Origin of the sequence: Enterobacter sp. MGH 37 (genome assembly GCF_000534515.1) — a bacterium.
GTDB classification, from domain to species: domain Bacteria; phylum Pseudomonadota; class Gammaproteobacteria; order Enterobacterales; family Enterobacteriaceae; genus Enterobacter; species Enterobacter kobei.
In genome coordinates, this window is sequence record NZ_KI973205.1 from 264,858 (window position 1) to 281,491 (window position 16,634).

Below are 16,634 nucleotides of genomic sequence, written 5' to 3' on the forward strand. Positions count from 1 at the left end.
TATTAGAATGCGCTGCTTTTCGTCCGCTTTTTAACCTGCTATAACAAACTCCTTACCTTTCAGGGAGTCACCGCCGTGCCCGAAATCAATCAACATGGTCAAACCGTTAACGATATCGTTCCAGACTGGAAATGCGCCCGGGTCTTAACCCGCACCCCGCTTACCGGTCAGTATTGCCGACTAGAGCCGCTGGATACCGATCGCCATTCGGCTGATTTATACGAGGCCTACGCGCTGGGTGATGACAGTGACTGGACGTGGCTTGCCAGCACTCAGCCGGAAAGCGTTGAGGCCACTGCGCACTGGGTGCTGGGAAAGGTGATGGATGACGATCTGGTGCCCTTTGCCGTAATCGATTTACGCACTGAACAGGCGGTAGGACTGGTGAGCTACATGGCGATTGAGCGGTTTCTCGGCTCGGTGGAAATCGGGCATGTCACCTGGTCGCGCAAAATGAAGGGCACGCGTTTGGGTACCGAGGCGGTGTGGCTGCTGCTGAAAAATGCCTTTGAGCATAAGTACCGTCGACTGGAATGGAAATGCGATTCAATGAACATTGCCTCGCGCAATGCGGCGGAGCGGCTGGGTTTTGTCTGGGAAGGTCGCCTGCGTCAGAAACTTGTGCGCAAAGGGCGTAACCGCGACAGCGATATGCTCTCCATTATTGATGGCGAATGGCCGCAAAGAAACGCGGAGCTGTGCGCCTGGCTGGCTGCGGAGAATTTTGACGCAGAAGGGCGGCAGATTCAGCGGCTTGAGGCATTTCGGTTATAAGTCTTGTATGTAGGGTACAGCTGGAACGGATAATTACTCTGAGGAAATGGCAATTTCAATCAGGTTGGTTTCTCCGGACTGGACACCCATGGCGTGACCAGGACCGCTGGCGGTATACAAATTGATAAAGCCCGTTTTGCCGGAGGCTTTGGCATAGCCGTCGGCAATGGCAACCACGCTGCTCTTCTGGAGTGCCAAATATATTTTCTACGTCTTCTCTTTCCAGAAGTTCAAGGAGAATATCGGCACCCGTCCGCATATTTCAATCTGATATAGACGTTAATGATTTAATCATGATGACACCTCATTTAGCGTTATTTAAGGCATGCTAAAATTCTTCCTGCGTCGGACGAACCACAATTTCATTAATATCAACGTCGCCAGGCTGTTCAATGGCAAATAAAACGGCTCGGGCAATGGCGTCAGCCGGAATAGCCTGCTTATAGAATTCGTGCAAAAACGCCAGGCTGTCTTTATCAGAACTGCCGAACTGCAGTTCGCTTTCGACGGCGCCGGGGGAAATAAGCGTCGTGCGGATGGTTTTCCCCGCCTCCTGACGTAACCCTTCGCTCAGGGCGCGAACGGCAAATTTAGTGGCGCTGTAAACGACGCCGCCGGGGGCAAGCACTTTGATACCCGCAACGGAAGCCACGTTAATAAAGTGTCCGCTACCCTGACGCTGGAACACCGGTAACGCCGCGGCAATGCCGTACAGCACGCCCTTCAGGTTAGTATCAATCATCTTGTCCCACTCGTCGGTTTTGCGCTCGCTGATGGGGGCTATCGCCATGTAACCGGCGTTATTGATCAGTACGTCCACGCGCTGGTAGGCCGTCACAGCGGCATCGATGGCGGCCTGAACCTCTTCCTGACGGGTGACATCGGCCTTCACGGCAATCGCCTTGCCGCCCTGCTGGATAATCTGATCCACCAGGGCATTAATTCTGTCGAGGCGGCGCGCCACCAGCACCAGCGAAAAGGCCTTATTCGCTAAATACAGGGCAATGGCCTGACCGATGCCGCTGCTGGCGCCGGTGATAACGACAACGTTGTTTGCACTGTTATTCATGATCTTATCTCGCTGTTGAGTAATGCAAAAAATAAAAGGCAGGGAGGTGTTAATGAATAATGATAAATTCATTAACGCGGATTTTTGATATATTGTGTATCGGAAATAAAATGATGGCTGTTTAAAACTTAATGGAGTGTGGAAGATTCTGTCAATATCATATTTTTAATATTTAAACGGATTGTATGCCTAATGTTTATTTCTTATATGTAAGCGAGAATAGTATAAAAAGAAATGGGGTGACGCTGGAGGCCCTGCGAACAAGGCCTAAGGATTAGATTTTGCCACTATAAAGCACCGGGCCTGTTGGCAAGCCTGTGGGTGATCCGCCCTCTGGTTCAAGGCTTATCGCTATCGTGGCGCCAGGAGGAAGCGTTGTATTCCTGAGGGTCACCTTCGTCGGTATGTTGCTATGCAGTAATCCCAGCGAGACAGGGTTCTGTCCGGTCGGAATCAGCCAAAGCTGCAGGCTGTGCTGCGCCGGGACGGCGGCAGGTCCGAGAGGAGCAATACTCAGCTGCTGACGGCGGCTGTCCGCACTCACGACCCACTGCCCGTACTGTTGGGCATCGTTGAGCACCATCAGCGGTGCGAGCGTCGGCGCGCGGGTGGAATACCACGTCACGACGCTAAAGGCGGCAAGACCGGCTGCCACCATCCAGCCGAGGTAAGGTCGATGGTTGCGCAACGGCTGTTTAGACGGCAGTTCGAGGGCAATTTTTTTCCACACCGACTCAGGAGGAGGAATGGGGACAAGATGGCTATCGAGCGTGCTGAGCATTTCCTGCCAGTACGCTACGCGGGCGGCCAGAGCGGGCTCATTGGCAAGCCTTTTCTGGAACTGAAGCCGCGCGCCTCCCCGCAGGGTGCCGAGGGCATATTCTGCTGCCAGCATGTCGTCGCGTTTTTCTGCGTTATTCATAGCCCCACACACTCCCGGAGATGATCCATTGCGCGACGTATCCAGCTTTTCACTGAGCCCACAGGCTGCTGGAGCCAGTCGGCAATATCGCTGTGAGACATCCCCTGATAGTAGGCGAGCGTAATGCTCTGGCGCTGCTCGCTACTCAAATGTTCGAGACAATGCCTGAGCCGTTCTGCCTGCACATCGTCGTGCCAGTTGTTCTGCTCGTCATTCTCGCTCGGCAGAAGCGCGTCGGTATACGGCGTCTCGCGGTCGGCTGCCCGGGTTTGCCCGCAACGCAGCCAGTCAATACAGCGGTTGCGAACAATATGCGTAAGCCAGGTCATCGGGGAACTGAGGGCGGCGTTATAGGTTTCGGCTTTACTCCAGACCGTGAGAAAACAGTCGTGAAGGATCTCTTCTGCCCATGCCCGGTCACGCAACATGCGCAGCGCGACGGCAAACAGATGCGGCGAGGTGAGTCGGTAGAGTTGTTCAAATGCACGGCGATCGCCTTTCGCGACCGCCTGCATTAATTTTTGCTGCTGTTCAGCCAGCGCGTTATCCATGTTTTTCCCGAAAGGCAACGGCACACTTCCGAAGTATAGACAACTACTTAGGCATCAGAACGGTATCAATGACATCGATTACGCCATTTTTTTGATGAACGTCGTAGGTGCTGATGTTTGCCACATTGCCCTGACCATCCTTAAGCTGAATATTGTGCAGGCCGTTGCTCATGATCCACAGCGGCTGACCGTTAACGGTCTTCAGCTCCGCGCGACCACCACCCTGTTTAATTTTCTGCTCCAGCGCTTTCATATCGTAATTACCGGCAACCACGTGATAGGTCAGGATGCTGGTTAGCAGGGCTTTGTTTTCGGGTTTGACCAGGTTATCGACCGTGCCGGCGGGCAATTTTGCAAACGCCGCATTGGTCGGCGCAAACACGGTGAACGGTCCTTTGCTCTGCAGCGTATCCACCAGTCCGGCAGCTTTGACAGCGGCCACCAGAGTTGTGTGATCTTTCGAGTTCACGGCGTTTTCAACAATATTTTTGCTCGGGAACATTGCCGCTCCGCCTACCATCACGGTCTCAGACGTCATGGCTGCTGATGCGCCTGCACAGAAGAGTAAAGCGCTGGTTACGAATGCAACACGGGTTAGCTTTTTCATCATCATTCCTCGGATTGGGGAGCAAAGGAGTTGCTCACATACCCATATACGAAGGCAGGGTGGAAACTGGATGCAGGGAAATGAAAATAAATTTAGGAGACGTTTATTCCCTCTCCCCTGTGGGGAGAGGGTAAGGGGGAGGGGGCACCCTCAGCGGCGAACCGGCGCCCCGTTCGCGACATAATACGCGGCCGTGCTCTTCGCCAGCGGTTCGCGCCCGCGAATGGCGTCTGCAATCTTCTCGCCAATCATGATGGTGGTGGCGTTCAGGTTACCGGTGATGATCTGCGGCATGATCGACGCATCCACCACGCGCAGCCCTTCCAGCCCGTGAACGCGGCCTTCGCCGTCGACAACCGCCATCTCGTCATAGCCCATCTTACAGGTACCGCACGGGTGGAAGGCGGTTTCGGCGTGGTTGCGCACGAACTCGTCCAGCTGTTCGTCGGTCTGGCACTCGACGCCCGGGCTGATCTCGCGACCGCGGTACTTGTCCAGCGCAGGCTGGTGCATGATCTCACGGGTGATACGGATCGCGTCGCGGAACTCCTGCCAGTCCTGCTCGTGGGACATATAATTGAACAGGATCGCCGGATGCTGATGCGGATCGCGCGACTTGATGCGCACGTGGCCGCGGCTCGGCGAGCGCATGGAGCCGACGTGGCACTGAAAGCCGTGCTCTTTTACCGCATTCGAACCGTTGTAGTTAATCGCCACCGGCAGGAAGTGGTACTGAATGTTCGGCCACGCGAACTCCTCGCGGCTGCGGATAAACCCGCCCGCTTCGAAGTGGTTGCTCGCCCCCACGCCGGTGCCGCCAAACAGCCATTCAGCGCCAATCTTCGGCTGGTTCCACCACTGCAGGGCAGGGTAGAGGGAGACCGGCTCTTTGCATTCGTACTGGAGGTACATCTCCAGGTGATCCTGCAGGTTTTCGCCCACGCCGGGCAGGTCGTGCACCAGCGGGATATCGAACTGCTTCAGCAGCTCCGCGCTGCCCACGCCGGAACGCTGGAGGATCTGCGGGGAGGCAATGGCGCCTGCGCTCAGCAGCACCTCTTTGTTCGCCGTCGCTTTCGACGGAATCGTGCTTTCGCCTTCCAGCCACTCGACGCCCACCGCGCGCTTGCCTTCAAAGAGGATGCGGTCGGTCATGGCGTGGGTACGGATGGTCAGGTTCGGGCGTTGCTTTGCCTGGTCCAGATAGCCGCGCGCGGTGCTGGCGCGTCGGCCCTTCGGCGTGACCGTGCGGTCCATCGGGCCGAAGCCTTCCTGCTGATAGCCGTTGAGATCGTCCGTGCGCGGGTAGCCCGCCTGCACGCCCGCTTCCACCATCGCCTCAAACAGCGGGTTCACGCCCGGTTTGGAGGTGGTAACGCTCACCGGACCGTCGCCGCCGTGGTAGTCGTTCGGGCCCACGTCGCGCGTCTCTGCCTTGCGGTAGTACGGCAGGCAGTTAAGATAGCTCCAGTGCTCCAGACCCGGCTCTTTCGCCCAGTGGTCGAGATCCATCGCGTTACCGCGGATGTAGCACATGCCGTTGATCAGCGACGAACCGCCCAGCCCTTTACCGCGCCCGCACTCCATGCGGCGGTTGTTCATAAACGGCTCTGGCTCGGTTTCATACGCCCAGTTGTAGCGCTTGCCCTGCAGCGGGAACGCCAGCGCGGCAGGCATCTGGGTGCGGAAGTCAAAGCGGTAATCCGGTCCGCCCGCCTCAAGCAGCAGCACGGTGGTATTCGGATCTTCAGTCAGTCGTGTTGCCAGTACGTTGCCGGCAGAGCCGGCGCCGATAATGATGTAGTCAAATTGCAAATAAACCTCCCGGTTAAAATATGGACTGGAATTTACCCATCTCAACCTGGATGGACTTCACCTGGGTGTAGCTCTGCAGCGTCATAACGCCGTTCTCGCGGCCAATGCCGGAGTGTTTGTAACCGCCCACCGGCATCTCTGCGGCGGATTCACCCCAGGTGTTGATCCAGCAGATGCCCGCTTCGAGCTGATGAATCGCGCCGTGGGCGCGGTTCAGATCGGCAGTGACGATACCCGCCGCCAGTCCGTAGTCGGTATCGTTGGCGCGGCGAATCGCTTCTTCATCGGTTTCATAGGTGAGGATGGACATCACCGGGCCGAAGATCTCTTCGCGCACGATGGTCATCTCGTCGGTGCAGTCGGTGAACACGGTCGGGGCCACCCACGCGCCGTTATCAAACCCTTCGCCCTTCAGCACGTCGCCGCCGCACAGCACGCGCGCGCCTTCTTCTTTACCTTTGGCGATGTAGCGCAGCACGCTGTCGCGGTGCGGGAAGCTGACCATCGGGCCAAAGTTGGTGTTTTCGGCAAACAGATCCCCCGCGCGGATGCGGCCCACGCGCTCAACGATTTTCTGCTCAAACGTGGCCTTAAATTTCGCGGGCACGAACACGCGGGTGCCGTTGGTGCAGACCTGACCGGAGCTGAAGAAGTTGGCCATCATGGCGATGTCTGCCGCCAGATCCAGATCCGCATCGTCGAAAACAATCAGCGGCGATTTGCCGCCCAGCTCCATCGTCACCTCTTTCAGGGACGAGGCCGCCGAGTTGGCCATCACCTTTTTGCCGCTGGCAACGCCGCCGGTAAAGGAGACCTTCGCGATGCCCGGATGCTCGGTCAGGTACTGGCCGGTCTCCGCGCCTACGCCTGGCAGGACGTTAAACACGCCGTCCGGCAGACCCGCTTCGGTATAGATTTCGGCAAGCTTGAGGGCGGTGAGCGGCGTCACTTCGCTCGGCTTGAAGATCATCGCGTTGCCCGCCGCCAGCGCCGGGGCCGATTTCCACAGGGCGATCTGGATCGGGTAGTTCCACGCGCCGATGCCCGCCACCACGCCCAGTGGCTCGCGGCGGGTGTAGACGAATGAGGTGTCGCGCAGCGGGATCTGGCTGCCTTCCAGCGCCGGGATCAGCCCTGCGTAATACTCCAGCACGTCCGCGCCGGTGACGATGTCCACTGTCGAGGTTTCGGAATACGCTTTACCGGTATCGAGGGTTTCCAGCTTCGCCAGCGCGTCGTTACGCTCGCGCAGGATATCCACGGCGCGACGCAGGATGCGTGAGCGCTCCATGGCGGTCATTGCCGCCCAGATTTTTTGCCCGCGTGTTGCGCTTTCCACGGCGCGGTCGACGTCTTCACGCCCGGCGGCCTGTACGCTCGCCAGGACTTCACCGTTGGCCGGGTTGATGGTCTCGAAGGTGCGACCGCTGGTGGCGGGTGTAAAACCACCATTGATATAAAGCTGCTGTTCTGCCATTCGGGACATACTTTCTCCTCGGTTATTCGGTCGGTAAATGCTGGCTGATAAAGTGGCTGGTGAGCGACTGGGCCAGCGTTTTATCCAGCGGTTTGCCGCTCAGTGCGGCACGCAGCCAAAGCCCGTCGATCAGTGCCGCCAGCCCGTAGCCCGCTTCCTGCGCCTGCTCGCGCGGCAGTTCGCGGCGGAACTCGTACACCAGGTTCGACAGCAGGCGGCGGCTGCTGACCTGCTGCAGACGGTAGAGCATCGGCTGGTGCATGCTGCTCGCCCAGAAGGCCAGCCAGGCTTTCATTGCCGCGCTGCTGATCTGGGTTTCATCAAAATTGCCGCCGACAATCGCCTGTAATCGCTGCTCCGCGCTGCCGTCCGGAAGGGCGTGCAAGCGGCTTAATACCGCATCGCGCAACTGCCCGGTGATGTCGCGCATGGTCGCTTCCAGCAGACCGTTTTTGTCTTTGAAATAGTGACTGATGATCCCCGTGGAAACGCCCGCCCGACGGGCGATCTGCGCGATGGTTGCGTCGTGCATTCCCACTTCATTTATTGCTTCCAGCGTGGCGTTAATAAGCTGCCTGCGCCGGATCGGCTGCATCCCCACTTTGGGCATTGTTGCCACTCCATTCATCAGCGTTGGTAATACATTAAAGCGTTTTTTGATTGGACGTTCAATATAAAATGTGTCTTAATTGTTGCGGATTTGGATTTTAATAGTTACAAAAACAGTGGGGATACTGGATGACAGACCTTTCACAAGACAGAGAAAAAGACAAAATCAACCCGGTCGTTTTTTATACTTCCGCCGGGCTGATTTTGTTGTTTTCCCTGACGACGATCTTCTTTCGTGATTTTTCCGCCGAGTGGATTGGGCACACGCTGAACTGGGTGTCGAAGACCTTTGGCTGGTACTATCTTCTGGCGGCGACGCTCTATATTGTCTTCGTGGTTTGCATCGCCTGCTCGCGCTTCGGTTCGGTGAAGCTTGGGCCAGAGCAGTCCAAGCCCGAGTTCAGCCTGCTGAGCTGGGCCGCAATGCTGTTTGCTGCGGGTATCGGCATCGACCTGATGTTCTTCTCCGTAGCTGAACCGGTCACGCAGTATATGCAGCCGCCGGAAGGGGCAGGGCAGACGATGGAAGCCGCGCGCCAGGCGATGGTCTGGACGCTGTTCCACTACGGCCTGACAGGCTGGTCGATGTATGCCCTGATGGGGATGGCGCTCGGATACTTTAGCTATCGTTATAATTTGCCCCTCACTATCCGCTCTGCGCTGTACCCGATTTTTGGCAAAAAAATTAACGGGCCGATTGGTCACACCGTTGATATCGCAGCGGTGATTGGCACCATCTTCGGCATCGCGACCACGCTCGGTATCGGCGTGGTGCAGCTCAACTACGGGCTAAGCGTGCTGTTTGATATTCCGGATTCAATGGCGGCGAAAGCGGCGCTGATTGCGCTCTCCGTGATTATCGCCACCATCTCGGTGACCTCCGGCGTGGACAAGGGCATCCGCGTGCTCTCCGAGCTGAACGTCGCGCTGGCGCTGGGCCTGATCCTGTTCGTGCTGTTTATGGGGGACACCTCGTTCCTGCTCAACGCGCTGGTGCTCAACGTGGGCGACTACGTGAACCGCTTTATGGGGATGACGCTCAATAGCTTCGCCTTCGACCGTCCGGTAGAGTGGATGAATAACTGGACGCTGTTCTTCTGGGCGTGGTGGGTTGCGTGGTCGCCGTTTGTCGGCCTGTTCCTGGCGCGAATTTCGCGCGGGCGCACCATTCGCCAGTTCGTGATGGGCACGCTGATTATCCCGTTCACCTTTACCCTGCTGTGGCTGTCGATTTTCGGCAATAGCGCGCTGCACGAGATCATCCACGGCAATGCCGGTTTTGCTCAGGAAGCGATGGCGCACCCGGAGCGCGGCTTCTACAGCCTGCTGGCGCAGTACCCGGCGTTCACCTTTAGCGCCTCCGTGGCGACCATCACCGGGCTGCTGTTCTACGTCACCTCGGCGGATTCCGGCGCGCTGGTGCTGGGGAACTTCACCTCGAAGCTGAAGGACATCAACAGCGACGCGCCGAACTGGCTGCGCATCTTCTGGTCGGTCGCCATCGGTCTTCTGACGCTCGGCATGCTGATGACCAACGGTATTTCGGCGCTGCAGAACACGACGGTGATCATGGGCCTGCCGTTTAGCTTCGTCATCTTCTTCGTGATGGCCGGGCTGTATAAATCGCTCAAAGTGGAAGACTATCGCCGCGTCAGCGCCAGCCGTGATACCGCGCCGCGTCCAATGGGCGCGCAGGACAGGCTGAGCTGGAAGAAACGTCTGTCGCGCCTGATGAACTACCCGGGCACGCGCTACACCAAACAGATGATGGAGACGGTCTGCTTCCCGGCGATGGAGGAAGTCGCACAGGAGTTGCGCCTGCGGGGTGCCTACGTGGAGCTGAAAAATCTGCCGCCGGATGAAGGCGAAAACCTGGGGCATCTGGATCTGCTGGTGCACATGGGCGACGAGCAAAACTTCGTCTACCAGATCTGGCCGCAGCAGTATTCCGTGCCCGGGTTTACCTACCGGGCGCGCAGCGGGAAATCGACCTACTATCGGCTGGAAACCTTCCTGCTGGAAGGTAGCCAGGGGAACGACCTGATGGACTACAGCAAGGAGCAGGTGATTACGGACATTCTGGACCAGTACGAACGCCACCTGAACTTTATCCATCTGCACAGGGAAGCGCCGGGGAATAGCGTGATGTTCCCGGATACCTGATTTCCTTCAAACGTCTTCCGATGATCTACGGGCAAGGTTGTTAGCAAACCTTGCCCTTTTTTTTGCCTGCATGAAGCCGCGACCATTATTGTTAATTTGCGACGAGAAAATTGATCTGGGAACGGTTAATAACTCAAGTTATTGATTTTATTTATTTAAATGCGAGTTTTGGAACTGCCTGGACTGTTTTTAATGTAAAGAATGTTCAGTGTTTGTCAGTTTTCACTTGGGGAAATCGTAAAAGATGTCACGAAAAATCCTAATTTAACCCTATTAAGACTAGGTTTAACAGGGGTGGGATATCCTTGTAACTTATTGATTATAAATAAATGTTTATTTTTTGTGGGTTTTATTGCTAATTGTTCGTTAATTTTAGATAAATATATTGATGTGAAATTTTTGTTTCTGTGTGCGGCAATGAAAAACATAAATGAAACATTTGTGTTTTTAAACTTAAAAAATCAAATTAAGTGGTTTTTTATATCGCATTTAATATTTTTTACAGTGTTTTGCTTTGATAAATTAGTCTCATTGTCACATTTTCTTCATTTTAATAACATTTCAGTGCATCAGATGAACACCGAAAACCTTTCGAATGGAGAAGACGCCGACATGGAAATGAGAATGATAAACTTCTAAGGAGTCTTTGTGCCTTTTGTCTCTGACGAGCTTCTGTATGGATACACGATTTTTCATCATCTTGAGTACCGGCTTTCAACCAGAACGCTTATCAATATCAAGAATGGACGTATTAAAAGATTCGGCATGACGAAAGCAAGACTGTTCGAGTATCTCCTGGCGGGGATGGATAACGAAATTGTCTACGATAATGACATCATCATACACGTGTTTGATGATTATGGACTACGGTGCTCGAAATCCTATTTGTTGTCCATGATGAAGAAAATCCAGAACGCATTTAATACCGTGGGCTTTGAACGATATCCTTTTACCAGAATCTATGGGAAAGCGTACAAAATCGACTGCGGTTCGTTAGAACGGATATATGTTGTAAAACCTTCTTCACATTGACGATGATAAATTTCATAAGGAATGAGTTTTGACGGTGCTATTAGTTTTTTCAAGAAACTTTGCCATGAGGCAGGCAATTAAAACATTGAACTCCGCCAATAGAGAAATATTTTATTTTGACAATAGGCTGGAGTTCTTAGTAAGCGCGACCATTCTGGATAAATCTTACATTCTCATCGATACAATAGGAGAAAGTAGCGAGAATATCCGATGGCTCTATTATCGCCTTGCGGCGAGGGGATTAATGCGCCTTACCTATTTTATTGCGCCAGAGAACAATGCGGAGAACGGCTTTTTAAAATTCTTCCGCCTTGTTACTACGCTTAAGGATCTCAAGCAGCTGTGCGAGCGCGCCTCTAAACATCGGGCGAATGAAAACCCCTGCGTATTAAAAGACGTGCTGTATCAGAGGCTGTCGACGCGACTGTCGGACGACCATTTGAACTTTCTCCTGAAAATTTATGATAAATCGACGAGCCAGTGCCGAATTAAAAATAAATACGAAATTAACAAAAATTACTATGTTAGAAGTCGACTGGCGTTAGGCAATGGTCTGGAGATGAAACAACTTATTTTACTTTTATCATCGCAAAGCCTGAGATGCTCATAACGATATAACGTCTATTTATTGGCTTAAACGAACATAAATTTAGCGGTCCAGTTCCGCTCTTCCTGCGCAACAGTGAACGTTGCGCAGATACCTTCAATCCTAAGGATATATAGCTATGCAAATGAAGTTAAACAGTGTCATTCGAAATATGGTTATGGCAGCAGCCGTTTCTGGAATAACCTTTGCCGCCAGTGCAGCCGATGGACAGATCAACTTTACAGGCACCATTCTGGATTCTGCCTGTACGATTGATACCAATACGGCGAACCAGACCGTTAACCTTGGTAAAATTCCAAAGAGCTCGTTCAACGCGGCCGGGGCCGTTGCTGCCGCAACCCGCTTTAGCATTGTGTTGAATAACTGCCCTGCGGCCGTCACCTCTGCCTCCGTTAAGTTTGACGGCACGGCGGACAGCAGCGACACCAATATTCTTGCGCTGAACAGCGGTCAAACGGCTAAAGGCGTCGGTGTGGCGTTCTATGAAGAAGATGGCATCACCGCAATCCCGCTGGCGACCCAGTCTAAGAGCATCACGCTTGACACCAGCACAGGCGAAGATCCTGCTAACAGCAACAAAATGAACTTCGTGGCGAAATATAAGGCAACGCAGGCTGCCGTAGTTGCGGGTACGGCAAACGCAACGTCAGATTTTACCATTACCTATCAGTAATAAGCCGGGCGTACCCAGGGTACGCCCCATTTTTTCCTGCTGGAATATCGGGGAAGTATGATGAGTCAACTTATTCGAACGATTGTATTATTAGGCACTTGCCTACTCTCCCTGCCGGGCCAGGCCAGCATAACCGTTGGCGGAACGCGCTTAATTTATAATGGAGCTGAAAACGAAGCCTCACTCCCTGTGAGTAACAGTAAGGATGCTGTCCCCTATTTAATTCAGTCATGGATTGAATTAAGCGAAAACTCGAAGGAGCAGGTTCCTTTTATCGTCACGCCACCGCTGTTCCGCCTCGACGGTGGTCATGAAAATACGCTGCGGGTCATTTATACCGGCGAGACGTCGCTGCCTGAAAACCGAGAGTCTGTATTTTGGCTTAACGTAAAATCAATTCCCTCAATGACCCGGTCAGATGAGAACAGGCTGCTTATTGCCGTTAAGACGCGCATGAAGCTTTTCTACCGGCCTGCGGCTCTGGCGTCGGAAAATGCGGGTGAGGCATGGACGCGATTGACGTTTGAACCGCGCGGCGAACGCCTGGTGATTAATAATCCGACGCCGTTCTACGTTTCTCTTTATTCATTAACGGTTGGCAATAAAACGATTGCGCCGCCGCCAATGATTTCCCCCTTGAGTTCCGTAACGGTCGCCGGCAGTGGAAAGCAGGTGGCGTGGAAAGCCATAAATGATTTTGGTGGCGTAACGACAGAAAAGCGCCAGATGCTGAAATAAAAAATATTAACAACACGCTATGTCACTCGCGCAGGTAAGCAAAGTGAATATTGTTTCTTATTCCCGATATGGTTTTTTCTCTGGCTCGTGGCCTCACCGCGTAAGTCGACTCTCGACGATAGCGCTTTTTATTTCGGGCGTTTTTCCCGCGGGCGCGGGCGTACTCTATTTTATGGCTGATGCGCTTGAAAAAATACACTCGACTTCCCAGGGCATCGATCTGGGCCGCTTCGAGCGCGGAGAGCAGTTACCCGGCACCTACAGGGTAGAAATTTGGCTTAATGAAAATTATATCCGAACGGAAAATATCTCTTTTGTTCCTGTAAACGGCATCGGGCTGGCGCCGGAACTTAACCGCAGAGAGCTTGAGTCGCTCGGCGTCAGGGTTAAAGCATTTCCTGAATTAGCCATGCTTCCGGTCGAGACGATTATTACCGACCCCGGCGCATTCATACCGGACGCTACCGCCCGGCTGGATTTTGACAGGCAGAGGCTGGACATCTCTATCCCGCAATCGGCGCTCAACGCGCGCGCGCGCGGCACCGTTGATCCGTCGCTCTGGAACCAGGGCATTTCTGCGCTGCTGGTCAATTATAGCATCAACGGGTCGCGCAACTGGAGCCGGGACGGTGAGACGCAGGATCAGCTTTATACCAACCTGCAAAGCGGTATTAACGCGGGGCCGTGGCGCCTGCGCAACTACAGCACCGTGACCAAGAACAACGGGAAACAGTCGTTTTCGTCGCTGAATACGACCCTGAGCCGCGACGTCCAGTTTTTGAGGGGGCAGTTCCAGGTGGGGGAAACCAGTACCCCGGGCGACGTGTTTGACAGCGTGATGTTTCGCGGTGCGCAGATTTTTTCTGATGACACCATGCTGCCGGAGAGCATGCGCGGCTTCGCTCCTGTCATTCGAGGGATCGCCCGCACCAACGCCACGGTCACCGTGAAGCAAAACGGCTACACGGTTTATCAAACCTACGTGGCGCCCGGCAGCTTTGAAATTCGCGATCTCTATCCTACCTCGGCGAGCGGCGATCTGGACATTGTCGTCACCGAAGCCGACGGCAGCGTCCAGCATTTCGTGCAGCCATTCTCTGCGGTTCCCGTCATGCTGCGGGAAGGCCGCGTGAAGTATGCGCTGAGCGCAGGGGAGTATCGAACAACGAAGCATGGCGCGGAAACCCCCTCATTTGGGCTGGGCACGCTGGCCTATGGCCTCTCCAATCATCTCACGCTGTACGGTGGCGTTTTGGGGGCGAGCAACTATGCGTCTGGCGTGCTCGGTACGGGTCTCAGCTTTGGCGACATTGGCTCGCTGTCGGCTGACGTTACTGTTGCCGACAGCCAGCTTGATGATGAGAAAAAACGCCGCAGCCGCGGGCAGTCCTATCGCGTGCAGTATTCGAAAACGGTGGCCACGACCGCTACCACCGTGACGCTCGCCAGCTATCGCTACTCTACGGAAGGGTTTTATACCTTCCAGGAAGTGAATGAATTTAGCAGCCAGCGCTACAACAAGCGAAGCCGACTGCAGCTCAACCTCAGCCAGTCGCTGCAGAGCTGGGGAAACTTTTATATTTCGGCCTATCAGCAGGACTACTGGAGCAAGCGAGGCTATGAGCGCAACGTCAGCACCGGCTTTAACACCAGTATCAGCGACATCAACTACTCGCTCGGCTACACCTACAGTGAAACGCCGGGCAAAAACCGTAAGGACCAGATTCTGGCCTTTAGCCTGCAGGTGCCGCTGAGCAAATGGCTACCGCAAAGCTGGGCCAGCTACAGCGTGAATATGCAAAAGAACGGTCCTGAAACGCATCAGGTGGGGCTGAGCGGCACCGCGCTTGCCGATAACAACCTGAGCTATCTGGTCCAGCAGGGCTATACCTCGTCGGGCGGGGAGTCGAGAAGCGCCGTGAGTGGAACCTATAAGGGCGGCTACGGCACCGTGAGCGCGGGTTACAACCATAGCCGACAGAATAGCCAGCTGAACTTCGGCCTGCAGGGGGGGATCGTGGGTCATGAACACGGCGTGACCTTCTCGCAGCCGCTGGGAGATACCGTTGTGCTGCTGGAGGCGCAGGGCGCGCCCGGCGTAAGGGTACGCAACAACCCCGGCGTTAGAACGGACTGGCGCGGCTACGCGGTGGTGCCCTATGCCAGCGCCTACCAGGAAAACCGGATTGCGATAGACACCGGCTCGCTGGGACCGGACGTGGATGTGGCCGAATCCGTGGTCAACGTTGTGCCGACGCGCGGTGCCGTGGTGCGCGCCACATTCAACGCGCGAACGGGGTACAGGGCCTTGATAACGCTCCTGTATCAAAACTCACCGGTGCCCTTTGGCGCAATGGTAAAGCTTAACGAAAGCGACACGATGAGCATTGTGGGAAGCGATGGCGAGGTTTATATGAGCGGCCTGAATGATGGGGACACTATCACTGTAAGGTGGGGGGCGAAAACCTGCCGCGCCAAAATAACCTTGAACGCCTTACCGGGGAAAATTCAGCGTACCACCGCGGCATGCCGTTAAATTTCTCATGGCCTCGATGCGCATGATGACTTTGGCGAGAGAAGGCCTAAGCCTCACCTAAATGAAGGAACATATGATGTCTACCGTAATGAAAATCGCGACGGCTGCAGTGGGAAGCGCTATATCTCTGAATGCTTTTGCGCTGTGTTCTGCAAACGACGTCGCGGTGAACGTAGATCGGAATATTGTCGTTCAGCGGGATGCGCCCGTTGGAACGGTTTTAGCGACGATAACCACCGTTAACCCCATGACGTGCGATCCTGAGGGCCAGCAAATTGGATATGATGGCTCGTGGTTTATTCAGCTCTCGGGGACGAATGCGGATTATGGCGCCTCGCCGCTGGCCAACGTGCGGGCGACGGAGGTTCCGGGCATCGGCATCCGCTGGAAGAACTTTTCCAGCACCACGCAAAGCAGCGAGTTTGTCACCCGGATGAATCTCAATAATGCGAGCTGGAGGCGAGGGATCCTCCAGAATGGCGTATCAACGTTCACGGATACCTTCGAGCTGATTAAAACCAGCACTACCCCCGCGACGGGCTCAATACCGGCGCTGACGCTAAATATGGAATACAGCACGCCGGTCAGTAATAATATTAAACGCCTGCCGCTTTATAAATATATCTTTTCGCCGATGAACATCAGCACTGCATCCTGTCAGATTCAGGATAAAAATTTGAATATCAATATGGGGATTGCGCTGTTGCCGAAGTTTAACGGCGTGGGCAGCACCCAGAATCCGGTAACGTTTTCCATCCCGCTTATTTGTGGTGAACAGACCGCGGTGAATGTAACGCTGGATAACGTCAGCCCGCTTGCCGATGCTGCCAACGGCGTCCTGGGGTTAAACAGTAGCTCGACGGCAAAAGGCCTGGGCATTCAGTTGAAATATAATGATGCGCCGGTACAGTTCGGCAAGTTAATTAAATACGGCACGACCACCTCGCCGGGGGAGGTGGTGAATATTCCCTTCAAGGCCGCGTATTACATGACTTCAGCGAATGCGCGGTCAGGCTCGGTGAGCGCCACGGCGTCCTTCACCCTGACCTACCGCTAGCACA

The 16,634-nt window shown here is 54.6% G+C and carries 15 protein-coding genes; 7 read left to right on the forward strand and 8 right to left on the reverse strand.

The genetic code is table 11. The features are described 5' to 3' along the window. The first annotated feature begins 75 nt into the window (after positions 1-75). On the forward strand, positions 76-774 hold the full coding sequence (locus L383_RS22390; RefSeq protein WP_023332330.1) for a GNAT family N-acetyltransferase: 699 nt from the start codon (positions 76-78) through the stop codon (positions 772-774). A gap of 33 nt (positions 775-807) precedes the next feature. On the opposite strand, the gene L383_RS26245 is transcribed toward L383_RS22390, so the two are convergent. The 8 genes from L383_RS26245 to betI all read right to left on the reverse strand — a co-directional run bounded on the left by L383_RS26245 (position 808) and on the right by betI (position 7,825). Next, the gene (locus tag L383_RS26245; RefSeq protein WP_226882681.1) at positions 808-972 is read right to left on the reverse strand and encodes a hypothetical protein; all 165 of its coding nucleotides are present in this window, start codon (positions 970-972) and stop codon (positions 808-810) included. A gap of 130 nt (positions 973-1,102) precedes the next feature. Beyond that, positions 1,103-1,843, reverse strand: coding sequence for an SDR family oxidoreductase (locus L383_RS22385; protein ID WP_023332331.1), 741 nt, complete (start codon positions 1,841-1,843; stop codon positions 1,103-1,105). Between the two features lie 274 nt (positions 1,844-2,117). Next, complete coding sequence (locus L383_RS22380; RefSeq protein ID WP_023332332.1) at positions 2,118-2,765, reverse strand: anti-sigma factor; 648 nt, start codon at positions 2,763-2,765, stop codon at positions 2,118-2,120. Further along, positions 2,762-3,316, reverse strand: coding sequence for an RNA polymerase sigma factor (locus L383_RS22375; protein ID WP_023332333.1), 555 nt, complete (start codon positions 3,314-3,316; stop codon positions 2,762-2,764). Before L383_RS22375 ends, L383_RS22380 begins: the two co-directional genes overlap by 4 nt. Before the next feature lie 43 nt (positions 3,317-3,359). Next, positions 3,360-3,923, reverse strand: a complete 564-nt coding sequence (locus tag L383_RS22370) for a fasciclin domain-containing protein (RefSeq protein WP_023332334.1) — start codon at positions 3,921-3,923, stop codon at positions 3,360-3,362. A gap of 150 nt (positions 3,924-4,073) precedes the next feature. After that, on the reverse strand, positions 4,074-5,738 hold the full coding sequence (betA, locus tag L383_RS22365) for a choline dehydrogenase (protein ID WP_023332335.1): 1,665 nt from the start codon (positions 5,736-5,738) through the stop codon (positions 4,074-4,076). A 13-nt stretch (positions 5,739-5,751) separates the two neighbouring features. After that, positions 5,752-7,224 (reverse strand): betaine-aldehyde dehydrogenase, encoded by a 1,473-nt coding sequence (betB, locus tag L383_RS22360; RefSeq protein WP_023332336.1) that lies wholly within the window; start codon positions 7,222-7,224, stop codon positions 5,752-5,754. A 13-nt stretch (positions 7,225-7,237) separates the two neighbouring features. Beyond that, positions 7,238-7,825 (reverse strand): transcriptional regulator BetI, encoded by a 588-nt coding sequence (gene betI, locus L383_RS22355; RefSeq protein WP_014882933.1) that lies wholly within the window; start codon positions 7,823-7,825, stop codon positions 7,238-7,240. A gap of 128 nt (positions 7,826-7,953) precedes the next feature. Between betI and betT the strand changes: the two genes are divergently transcribed. The 6 genes from betT (at position 7,954) to L383_RS22315 (ending at position 16,630) form a co-directional block, all read left to right on the forward strand. Beyond that, positions 7,954-9,987 carry a choline BCCT transporter BetT gene (gene betT, locus L383_RS22350; protein WP_023332337.1) on the forward strand — a complete coding sequence of 678 codons (2,034 nt, stop codon included), beginning with the start codon at positions 7,954-7,956 and terminating at the stop codon, positions 9,985-9,987. Between the two features lie 1,066 nt (positions 9,988-11,053). Then, entirely contained in the window at positions 11,054-11,629 is a 576-nt protein-coding gene (locus L383_RS22335) for a hypothetical protein (RefSeq protein ID WP_230278590.1), read from the forward strand. A 115-nt stretch (positions 11,630-11,744) separates the two neighbouring features. Then, positions 11,745-12,299, forward strand: coding sequence for a fimbrial protein (locus tag L383_RS22330; RefSeq protein ID WP_023332341.1), 555 nt, complete (start codon positions 11,745-11,747; stop codon positions 12,297-12,299). 57 nt (positions 12,300-12,356) lie between these two features. After that, entirely contained in the window at positions 12,357-13,037 is a 681-nt protein-coding gene (locus L383_RS22325; RefSeq protein WP_032628755.1) for a fimbrial biogenesis chaperone, read from the forward strand. 172 nt (positions 13,038-13,209) lie between these two features. After that, positions 13,210-15,573 carry a fimbria/pilus outer membrane usher protein gene (locus L383_RS22320; protein WP_032628756.1) on the forward strand — a complete coding sequence of 788 codons (2,364 nt, stop codon included), beginning with the start codon at positions 13,210-13,212 and terminating at the stop codon, positions 15,571-15,573. Positions 15,574-15,646: 73 nt separating this feature from the next. Next, positions 15,647-16,630 carry a fimbrial protein gene (locus tag L383_RS22315; protein ID WP_228484879.1) on the forward strand — a complete coding sequence of 328 codons (984 nt, stop codon included), beginning with the start codon at positions 15,647-15,649 and terminating at the stop codon, positions 16,628-16,630. Positions 16,631-16,634: the final 4 nt, after the last annotated feature.

What these genes read in the sequence shown, in the direction of transcription:
- betI (WP_014882933.1), bottom strand. Translation starts at nt 7,825, where the DNA reads ATGCCCAAAGTGGGGATGCAGCCGATCCGGCGCAGGCAGCTTATTAAC.
- L383_RS22370 (WP_023332334.1), bottom strand. Translation starts at nt 3,923, where the DNA reads ATGAAAAAGCTAACCCGTGTTGCATTCGTAACCAGCGCTTTACTCTTC.
- L383_RS22330 (WP_023332341.1), top strand. Translation starts at nt 11,745, where the DNA reads ATGCAAATGAAGTTAAACAGTGTCATTCGAAATATGGTTATGGCAGCA.
- L383_RS22375 (WP_023332333.1), bottom strand. Translation starts at nt 3,316, where the DNA reads ATGGATAACGCGCTGGCTGAACAGCAGCAAAAATTAATGCAGGCGGTC.
- betB (WP_023332336.1), bottom strand. Translation starts at nt 7,224, where the DNA reads ATGTCCCGAATGGCAGAACAGCAGCTTTATATCAATGGTGGTTTTACA.
- betT (WP_023332337.1), top strand. Translation starts at nt 7,954, where the DNA reads ATGACAGACCTTTCACAAGACAGAGAAAAAGACAAAATCAACCCGGTC.
- L383_RS22385 (WP_023332331.1), bottom strand. Translation starts at nt 1,843, where the DNA reads ATGAATAACAGTGCAAACAACGTTGTCGTTATCACCGGCGCCAGCAGC.
- L383_RS22380 (WP_023332332.1), bottom strand. Translation starts at nt 2,765, where the DNA reads ATGAATAACGCAGAAAAACGCGACGACATGCTGGCAGCAGAATATGCC.
- L383_RS22320 (WP_032628756.1), top strand. Translation starts at nt 13,210, where the DNA reads ATGGCTGATGCGCTTGAAAAAATACACTCGACTTCCCAGGGCATCGAT.
- L383_RS22315 (WP_228484879.1), top strand. Translation starts at nt 15,647, where the DNA reads ATGATGTCTACCGTAATGAAAATCGCGACGGCTGCAGTGGGAAGCGCT.
- L383_RS22325 (WP_032628755.1), top strand. Translation starts at nt 12,357, where the DNA reads ATGATGAGTCAACTTATTCGAACGATTGTATTATTAGGCACTTGCCTA.